Raw genomic sequence first — 10,221 nt, 5'->3', positions numbered from 1 at the left:
CCAGCCCTGAGGCCCGCGCCCACCTCGGTGATCTCGACACCAGCTTCGCCATCATCCAACTCCTGGGCCCGATCGTCTTCGCCCGCCTGACCGGGCTGTACAGCATCGATCACGACGACTGCGCGCGCCTGGTCGACGACTTCCTCACCGCCCACCGCGGGTAGTCGGCAAAAGCCCTGCCACGCTGCCCGATCGCCTCGTCTGCGCACCCCGGCGCGCGGTCGGTTCGGATTCAGAACAGGGTGTCGCGGACCCGCAACGGCCGGTAGCCGGTGGGTCCGAGCTGAGCCAACTCGGCGTCGATGTCGACCTCGATCGCGCCGAAGAAGTTGATGTTGGCGCTGTGCGCGGGCGAGATGTGGGCCAAGACCTCCTCGTCGATGCGCCGCCCAGCCCGGCGCATCTGCTCGACCGCCAGCCCGTAATACTCGGTGGTCCAGGTGATGAGGGCGTTGGTGACCAGGGTCAGACACCATGCCTGCTCGGTCTGGGCTTCCAAGTGACGGGCGCGGAAGGCTCCTTCGTGGGCATAGAGGAGGCCACGTTTGAGGGCGTGGATGGATTCGCCCTTGTTGAGCTGGCGCGAGATCTTGCGCCGGTAGTCAGGGTCGGTCAGATACCGGCAGGCATAGATGGTGCGGCGCATCGCCCCGTACTCTTTCAATGCTGCGGCGAGGGCGTTCTGTCTTCCCGACGCCGAGAGCTTGCCGACCAGCAGCGAGGCGGTGGCGTGCCCGAACTTCAGCGATCCGGCCAGCCGCAGCAGGTCGTCGTAATGCTCGGCGATCAGGTCCAGGTTCAACTTCCGTGTCAGCAGAGCGCCGGCGTGCGGGAACAGGGTGTCGGCCTCGGCGCGCGGCACCGGCCGGTACAGGGGGATCTTGCCCAGATCCCGGATACGCGGGGACAGCTGCATCCCCAGCAGATCGAACAGCGCGAAGTTCACCAGGGTGACCCCGTGAGTATCGGTCGCATGCTCGGTGACTGGCAGATCCGTTGCGTTGCCGAGGATTTCGTCCAGGACGTAGTGGGCTTCGCGGCGGGTGGTAACGATGACCTTGGTGCCGTAGGTGGTGTGCTGATCGGTGACGTGGGTATAGGTCGACAGGCCCTCCTCGGCGAAGAAGTGATTCACCGCACGGGCGGTGACCGATTTGCCGCGCGTCGGGAACCTCTGCCCGTCCGATGACGAGAGTGTGCCGGTGCCGAACACCGTGGTCAGTGGCAGTCTCTGGTGGTAGCCGATGATCGCCAGGTTCGCCGCGCGCAGCGTCTCCTCCCGCACATACCACTCCGCGGTCCAGGACAGAATGTCGTAGGAGATCCCCGACGCCGCAGCCATATTGGTGAGACCGAGGTTCGTCGAGTACGCCAGCAGCACCGCGATCAGATTGCGTTTCAACTCCGGGCTCCGCGTCTGCTTGCCGCCCGCGTGGGTGAAACAATCCAGGTAGCCGGTGCGCTTGTCCATCTCGATCAGCACCGACACGATCGGCGCGAACGGCAGCATCTCGGTCAGCTCGGCCTTCAACTCGATGGCCTCGGTCGGAATGTCCTCGGCGCTCAGCGGGGAGATCACCAGATCACCGGTCTCGTCCAAGCGCACCGGCCCGTCACCGGCGGCGAGCATCTGCTCCAGCTCACCGACCGCCGTCAACCACTCGTCGGTGAGCGCGGCCAACGCGGCGGCCGGGTCGGCGGGTTTGTCGACCAGGCGGCAGAATTCGGCTCGCTGCGGCTCCCATTGGGTCGGGGTGAGCAGGTAGGCGGCCGGGTCGGCGTAGCGGCGTGATCCGGGCACGAACACGTCCCCGGTACGCAGCCCGTCCCGCAACCCGAGCAGCACGCACAGCTCCCAAAAGTGACGATAGGCAACGGTATTGCCGGTCTTGCGGGCCTCCTCGAGATAACCGCGCCACTTGGTCGGCACGAACCCCGCCGGTGCGTCGTCGAACACCTTGCGGCGACCGGTCGCGTTGAGTTCGCGCAGCATGTCCACCGCGATCAGCAACTCCGTCGCCGCCGTACCACCGGAGAACCGGACCGCCGACAACACCGCCGGAGTGAACTTCCTCAGATACGAATACGAACTATCGAGAGCGGCCAGATGCCCGTGATCACGCGGCAACCGCGGCTGGGCCTGCGCAATCGCCGCACGCAACCGCTCCAACCCGATGCTTCCGCCCCGGATCAACCCGCCCACATCCTCATCAGGGATCTGCGGGTCGATGAGGATGGATAGGAGGTCATCCAGCAGCGCTTGCCGGTCCTCCCCGGTCTTCGCCCGGTCGGCCAGTTGCTCGCGCATCCGGTTCTCCGCGGCACTGAACTTCCCCGACAGCGCCTGATCGAACAACGCCACCACCTCATCGAGCACATCAGCGGCCGACTGCGCCAGCACCGTCAACAAGATCGGATACCGGCGCTGCGGATCGCGACGCTCCAACGCCTGCCCGGTCAGACGGCGGCCCAGCATGGCCAGGAACCGGCGACGCTCAGTCGGCAACACCGACAGATCAAGAGTGTCCGCGCCCAAACCGCGCACGAACTCCAGCTTCTCGACCTCGTTGCGCACAGCGGCTGTCGACGCCTCCACCGGAGGCGTCGACAGCCACCGCAACCGAGACATCCGGATCGAGACATCGGTGACCAGCAAGCCGTCCAACTCCGCGCAGCGTTGCGGCGTCAGCTCATGCGCCAACCGGTCGTAGGTCTCTCGTTGGGCCTGCTCACGCGCGTGCACGACGCGGCGGACCACGGTGTCGGGGCTGGGCCGGATCACCCGCGCCGAGATCAGATACTCACACCCCAACCGAAACAGCAGGGTCGGGGAATCGTGCTCCATCGCCCGCGCCAACAGGAACTCGTCGAGTTCTTTCAACTCCATCGCACCCGCGCTCTGCCAGCTCAGATACTGGGCCACCAGGTGCAGATGCGCGGTGCGGGTCTGCGCCCGGCGGCCGTACGAACGGATCTGCGACGCATCGACTTTCAGCTGATCCGCCAACCGTGCCACCACCACCGGCGGCGCGGCGGCGACCTTGTCCGGCACGAACCCCAGCCACGGCAGCGTGCACAACGCCACCGCCAGACCGAGCTGATCCTCCGGACCACGCCCCCGCCCCGGCGCGACGAACGCGATATCGGCCGACGTCAGCGTGAAGAACCGGAACAGCTCCTCGCGGCTGACTTCTGGAAACTCCCGCAGACGCGCCAACTCCTCAGCCGCGAATACCTGCGTCGCCATGAAACCCGACCTCCAGCACACCGACCAACCTCATCGGCAGCCAAGCCAAGCACCTACCGCACCCGCCCGCAGCCCGAACCGATCACAACACCATCGCCGCTGGTCCAGCCATATGTGTTGTTTTCCGCGCGATTACTACCGGAACCCCTCCACGCGGTGAGCTTGTCGACCATCGCCCGGACTTCGGGCACCCGGTTCTCGTCGGTGGTGATGGACTTGCTCAAGGCCCGGATCGCGGCGCTGCGGGCGGCGTTGGCGTTGAGGACGGCGTCGCGGCGGGCTTCGAGGTCGGCGACCTGCTGGTCGGCCTCGACCTGCGCGACGAAGACCGGATCGCCGGTGGCGGCGGCCTTGCTCTGCGCCCACGAGACGGTCAGGTCCCCGCCGAGGTCTTCCATCGTCGGGGGCACGTCGGCCTTGCGGATCATGGCGACGAAGTTCGATTTGCGGGCCACGTACTGGTACATCATCGCGTCGAAGGAGCGGCGGGCGACCATGTTGACCACGCGGACGCTCTCGTGGACGTTGCCCTGGCGGATGATGCGGCCGAGGCGTTGTTCCATGTCGGCGGCGGTCCACGCCGGGTTGAGGTTGATCATCTGCTTGAGCGCCCGCTGGACGTTCAGGCCGGTGCCGCCCTTCTTGGTGGAGGTGATCAGCACCCGGATCCGCCCGTCGGCGCAGGCGTGCACCAGCCTCGCTTTGGCCTTGGGATTGTCGTAGTCGTGCATGAACGCGATCTCCTCTGGCTGCATTCCCCGGGTCACCAGGGCGTCGCGCAGCTCGGTGTAGAGGTTGCGGGCCTTGGGGCCGGCGCCGGCCTTGGGGGTGCCGCGGTCGCAGAACACCAGCTGGAACACCCCAGTCATCTCGGGGCCGTACTTGTCGGCCGGGATGTGCAGGTCGGCGTTCTCGGTGTGGACCTGCCAGATCAGCTCGGCGGCGTGTTCGATGCGGCTGTGCTCCGGCTTGGGTGGGGCGAGGTTCGCCAGCGAGGGGTGCATGGTGAGGTTGCGCCCGTCGGTGGCGATCTTGAGGCTGTTGTCCAGGTCCATCCGATCGCCGCGGATCGTGGCCATGCGCACATCGAGGTCGGCCATCGCGTCGAGGGCGTCGGGGCCCATGTCGAACTCCACGATCTGCGGCGTGCCACCGTCGAGGGTGGGCAGGCGCACCGGGATCTGATCGGCGGTCACCACGTCGCGGAACTGGTCGAACATCGCCACCAGCTGGGGGACGTTGGCGTATTCGGCCATGCGGGTGCGCATCTGGATGCGGGTGGCGGTGGCGTTCATCTCCGCCACCGATACCGGCTTGGCGAAGGTCCCCGCCCAGTTGTCGATGCGCCCCAGGCCGGCCTCGTGCAGCAGGTCCGGGCGCAGGTACTTCATCATTACCCAGATCTCCGACAGCGAGTTGGTGATCGGGGTGCCGGTGGCGAACGCGAGCGCCTTGGCCGGGGCGTGCGGCATGCCCTGCGCGGCGTTGCGCACGCGGGCCTGCTCGCGCAGGTACTTGGCTTTCATCTCCAGGTCGGTGGCGCGCTGGCTGCCGGTCGGCACCGACAGGTCGGCGCTGTTGGACGGGCGGGTGAGGTTCTTGTAGTCGTGTGCCTCGTCGATGAACAGGAAATCGCAGCCCGATTGTTCGAAAGTCAGCCCGTCGTCGGTGGCCTTGGCGTCGATGATCTTCTCGATGCGGCCTTCGGCGGCCTTGATCGCTTTCTCGATCTGCTTGACCGTGAACTGCGCCCCCTGCTGGTTGGCGGCGTCGAGAGCCTGCCGTAGTTCGGCGATTTCGCTTTCGAGGTACTCGATCTGCGCTTCGCGGCGCATGGCGATCTTCCCGAACACCGACTGCGGCACGATCACCAGATCCCAGTCCCCGACCGCGGTCTGCCCGACGAAGCGTTGCCGGTCATCGCGGCCGTCGAGTTCGGAGGCGACGAGGATGTTGGCGTTCGGGTAGGCGTCGCGGGCCTCGACCGACCACTGCGCGAGCAGGTGATTGGGCACCACGATCCAGGGCTGCCGGATCTGTCCGAGCCGTGTGGCTTCCATGCACGAGGCGGTGATCGTCAGGGTCTTACCGGCCCCGACCACGTGGTCGAGCAGGATCGTCTCGTCGTGCAGGAACCGCTGCACCGCGGCGGCCTGATAGTCGTAGGGCGTGTACTTCGGATTCAGGCCGGGGAAGGTCTTGCTGCGTCCGTCGTGGACCGGTTTGACGAACGAGTTGTAGCGCTCGTTGAAGGTGGCGGCCAGGCGCAGATAGCGGTCACCGTCCTCCCACAGCCACTTCTCGAACCGCTCGGCCAACGCATTCGCCGAGGCGTGGGCCTGTTCGGTGAGTTTGACGTGGAACCGCGGCTTGGGGGAGCGCTCGAGCTCGTCGGCGGTCTTGGTGACCTGGATGGGTTTGTTGTTGGCGAGCAGCTCGAACATCTTCACCCCGGGCAGCCGGCCGGTGCCGTACTTGTCGGGATAGCCGCTGGAGAACTCGTGGCGGCTTTTCTGGTCGGTGGAGATCTCCCAGCTGCCGCTGACCTGATCGTGCTCGACGGTGAGCCGGTCCGGGCGCAGCCCGAACTCCTGGATCAGGAACGCGCGGTAGTCCTCGATCGGCACCCAGGTCGCGCCGATGCGCACCCCGATGTCGGCGGGGTCCACATCCGCCGGCACCACCGATTCGAGGGCCTGCACCAGCGGGGCGTAGCGGGGATCGTCCCCGGCTTTGATCTTCGCCCGTGCCAGCTTGTCGCGGACCTGCCCGGACAACGCGACGGTGGCCAGTTCCCACTGGTCGTCGGCGTGCAGGGACGGATAGATGCGGCCCTGGGCCCCCTCGAGGGTGTCCTCGACGGACAGGTTCAGCAGCTCGGCGACCCGGTGCGGGGAGATGTGTCCGAGTTCGTCGAAGCTGATTGCCAACGCTTCGTCGAGGTCGGCGGCGCTGGTGGCCTTGTTCTTGAAGGGGGTGGTGTCCTCGGTGAAGATCGCCGTCTTGGTCGCCACAGCCTCGGTGCCGTCGAAGCGCGACTGGAGGTTCTCGATCGCCAGCACCATGCCCAGACGCGGATCGCGGGCGATCGCGCCCTGCAGATGCGCGGAATAGCGCCGCGGCTGCGGCTGCTCGGCCGTCTTCTCGCGCAGCTCCTCGAGCACCTCGTCGGGAATCGACCCGGTGTAGGGGCCGGCCTCCTTCGGATCCAGACCGTCGGCGGCGGCTTCCTCGCGGCCGGCCTTGATCCGCCACTCGGTGATCGCCTTGTCCAGGCGAGCGGCGATCTTATCCTCCGTCAGCGGGGTCGGGTCGGTGAGCTTGAACCGGTTCAGCGGCCCCCACCGGCGCACATAACCGTCGTAGAGCGAGTTCAGCCGGCCCCGGATCACGTCACGGTCGGCGACGGTATGCGTGCGGGAGCGGCTGGCCTCGGACAGCTCCATGACCGTCTCACCGAGAGCGATGAGCACCTTCCACTGCTCGGCGAGATCCTTGCCGCGGCAGCCGGCCTCGGCCCAGCCCCGACCCAGGGTGAACTGCTCGAAGCGGTTCTCGGTCTCGTTGAATCGCATCGCACCGGGCAGCACCTCGTTGGAGTCCAGACCGGCTCCGGTGCGCAGCCCCGGCGTGGTGAACGCTTCGACCCCCGCCGGATCGGGGGCCGGGGCGGTGAACCCGAGACCGCGGGCGACGGCCCGGTCGATGAGCGGATCGAGCTGGGTGCGCAGCTGCTCGGCCAGGGCGGCGCCGGTGTGCGGGGTGACCCGCAGCGAGCCCCCGGCATACATGCCGCCCCCGACGGTGAGGGTGCCCAGCACCCGCTCCGGGTACTTCGCGAAGTAGGGGTTGATCCAGGTCCGCGCCGGCTCACCGGTCTTGGCGTCGATCGCGGCGACCTGCACGGCAGGACCGGCCCAGTCGAGGGTGTCCTCGGTGGGGGTGGCTCCGTCCTCGCGGCGGCGGAAGATGAGCACGTCGGTGACCACGTCGGTGCCGGCCTGCCGGTCGAACGCGCCGGTGGGCAGACGCACCGCACCGATCAGATCACCCTTCGCGATGATCGCGGCGCGTTGTTCGGCGCGTTTGGCGTCCGAGGTGAACATGCTCGTCACCACGGCGACATAGCCCCCGGGCGCGGTCAGCGCGAGGGATTTGGCGATGAAGTGGTTGTGGATCGCCAGACCGCCCGGGTTGTGGATCGGATCGACGGGCGCGAACTTGCCGAACGGGACGTTGCCGATCGCCCCGGTGAAGGTGCCGGCGGGGGCGAAGTTGCGCTCGAAGCCGTGGTTGCGGATCTGCTGCGAGGGATACAGGTAGTGCGCGATCGTCGCGCTGATCGGCTCGATCTCGACGCCGACCATGCGCACCTTCTCCGGGGCGGTGCCGACGAAATGACCGGCCCCGCAGCCCGGTTCGAGCAACACCGCACCGTCGGGCAATCCGGCCCGCGCCGCCGCCCGCCACAGTTCGGCGACGATCGCCGGGTCGGTGTAGTGGGCGTTGAGGGTGGTCTGGCGGGCCTGGGCGAAGCCCTTGTCCCCGAGCAGATCGAGCAGGGCGGCGTGCTCGTCGCCCCACTGCGCGAGGATCTTCACGCGGTTGTCGAAGACCTCCGGGATCGCTCCCCAGCCGGACCACTGCGCCAGCACCGCCTGCTCGTCGGCGGTGGCCGGTCGCTGCTGCTCGTCGAGCTGGCGCACCAGACGCAGGGCGGCGATGTTCGCCCGTGCCCGGGCCTTCGCCCCGGACGGGACCAATACTTCGGTGCCGAGGGTGAAGTCCTGCGCATCGACGGTCGGCGGCACTGCGCGCACTGCCGCGGCGGTGGCCCCGGGTCGTGGCTGGTCATCGGCGGGCTGTGCTGCGGCCGCGGCATCTGGGGCCGGTTCGCCGTACCCGGTTTCCGGAACGACCAGCTCGTTGGTGTCCGGGGCCGGGGCGCTCTGCGCCGCCTCGTCGGTCGGGGTGGCGGTGTCCGGCTCGGCGGTCGTCCCCGCGTCCGGTGCTGGGGTCGCGTCGGTGGTCGTGGCAGGTTCAGGGGCCGGGGTCGGCGCGGCGACCGGCCCGATGTGGCCGACCATCAGGGGATCGGTGAGCACCCACGAGGTCGCGGGCGCATCGGCGGCAGGGGCGGCAGGGGCCGGGTCCGATGGCTCGGTGGGAGCCGATTCGACCTCTTCGAAGATCACCGCGTCTGCGTCGTCGATCGCAGGCGCTACGACTCGAGGGGAGTGCGGTTCGGCCTCCTCACTAACCTGCGGTTCTGCCTCGGCCTCTGTCTCGGTGTCGGTGTCGGTGTCGAGCTGGGCTTCGGTCTCGGCGGTGTGGTCCGGGTCGAGCTGCTCGCCGTCGCGTTCGGCGGCGAGCACGGCGCGGGCGTCGGCGATCGCGTCCCGCATCGTCAGCTCGGGCCGGGGCTGGCCATCGACGTAGGTGATGTGCTCGCTGCTGTTCGGTGCCCACCCGGAGCGGATTGTGACGTGTCGGCCGTCGGGGTCACCGAGGACCACATCTCCCGCCCCGGCGAAGGTCAGGTCGGTGGGGGTGAGGCTGTAGAGGTCGTCCCCGGCTGCCCGAATGTCACGCAGGACCTTCGAGTCCACGTCGTTGTCGAGGGTCCAGTCCAGATCGATGCCGTAGCTGTCGAGCAGTGCGGTCTCGGCCGGGAAATCGCTGCGCAGCTGGTCGATGATGCCCTGGCGCACGTCCTTGATGAGCGAGTGGGCGGCCACGAAGGTGCCTGTTTCGTTGTACTTCCACAGCAGGTCCGCACGGGCGGCAGCGTGGTAGAACTCGTTGTTCCGGGCGTAGGCGATCGCCCTGGTCAGCACGGTGGCGCGGGCCTGGGCGTAGGGCCGGTAGGCACGTTCGATCCACTCCGGGATCTCGATGGTGCGTGCGTCGAGCAGCGCACCGATCGCCGCCCGTGCATTGCGGCCGCAGGTGACGGAGGTGCCGCCCCCGTCGAGGGTGTAATCCCAGCCCCGGATCGGGAAGTAGCTGACTTTGCTGTTCGGGCGGTCGTTCAACCGCAAGGCGCAGTATGCGGCCCCGTCACCGAACAGAGCGGCAAGATCGGACGGCTCGGGTGGGGGCAGGTTCGGGATGATGTTCCCGCGCATCTCCGCAACGAGACGCTCGGGGGGAATGCCCGCGGTGGCGGCGACGAGATCGGGGCGTTCCTCGGCCATGACCTCGAACGCGGTCTCGATGCCGATTTCGATGATCGGGGTGCGCGTGTGCATCGGCAGTCCGGCCCACGATCCGAGCAGCGGATCCCGTCGGGCGTGCCTGGTCATCCACGCCGTCCACTCCGCGGCGGTGTCCTGATCCCAGGTCAGCTCGGGGCCGTGGATGCGGTCCCATTCGGCGTAGGCCCGCTCGTACAGCTCGGCCGGCAGCGGGTGATGCTCGAGCAGAACCTTCGCTGCGGCCTGCCGCAGCGGTGATGCCTCGCGGGCAGCTTCGGCGATCAGGCGCTGGGCCTCGGAACGGGCCACGGCCGGCAGGTAGTCCGGGCGCCGGCCCTCGACCGTGGCGATGAGCCTCGGATCCACGGCGACCTCGGCGACCAGAGCGTGGCGTTCCTCGGCGGTGGCCTCGCGGCGTCCCTGCTCGACCCCGGCGAACCACTGGGCGCGGATCTCGTCGCGGGCCTTGCGGCTGCGCACCGCCTCGAGCGCGGCGGCGACCTGCGGATCGGTGTCCGGCTGCGGCAGGGTCAGCGGGTCGGCCGGGTCGTAGGCGGCGCGGCCCCGCGCCCACCACTGCTCGACCTCGACCGTGGCGGCCTGGTCGATGCCGTCCTGCACCGCCTCGACGTGCTCGCTGCGCTGGGCAGGGGTCTCCAGCTCGGCCGGTTCCTGCGCGTCCAAAACGTGCTGGGTGGTGTCGAGGAAGTCCTCCTCGATCGCGCGGTCCTCGCTGGCGCGGGCGTCGACGATCGTGTCGACGGTTTCGGCGGTGAC

The 10,221-nt window shown here is 68.3% G+C and carries 2 protein-coding genes and 1 pseudogene; 1 reads left to right on the top strand and 2 read right to left on the bottom strand.

The window, feature by feature from the left end; translation table 11 throughout:
• Positions 1-164 (top strand): annotated as a pseudogene (locus OEY_RS29275) (TetR family transcriptional regulator); the annotation flags it as partial.
• A gap of 68 nt (positions 165-232) precedes the next feature.
• Here the strand turns inward: OEY_RS29275 and OEY_RS0126175 are convergent.
• Complete coding sequence (locus OEY_RS0126175; RefSeq protein ID WP_010596695.1) at positions 233-3,247, bottom strand: Tn3 family transposase; 3,015 nt, start codon at positions 3,245-3,247, stop codon at positions 233-235.
• A 53-nt stretch (positions 3,248-3,300) separates the two neighbouring features.
• Positions 3,301-10,221: DEAD/DEAH box helicase family protein (locus tag OEY_RS29270; RefSeq protein WP_010596694.1), on the bottom strand; the 6,921-nt coding region annotated here is incomplete at its 5' end.

It is taken from the genome of Rhodococcus sp. P14 (genome assembly GCF_000256505.1).
Taxonomy (GTDB): domain Bacteria; phylum Actinomycetota; class Actinomycetes; order Mycobacteriales; family Mycobacteriaceae; genus Rhodococcus; species Rhodococcus ruber.
This window is presented reverse-complemented; position numbering and strand designations above follow the sequence as displayed.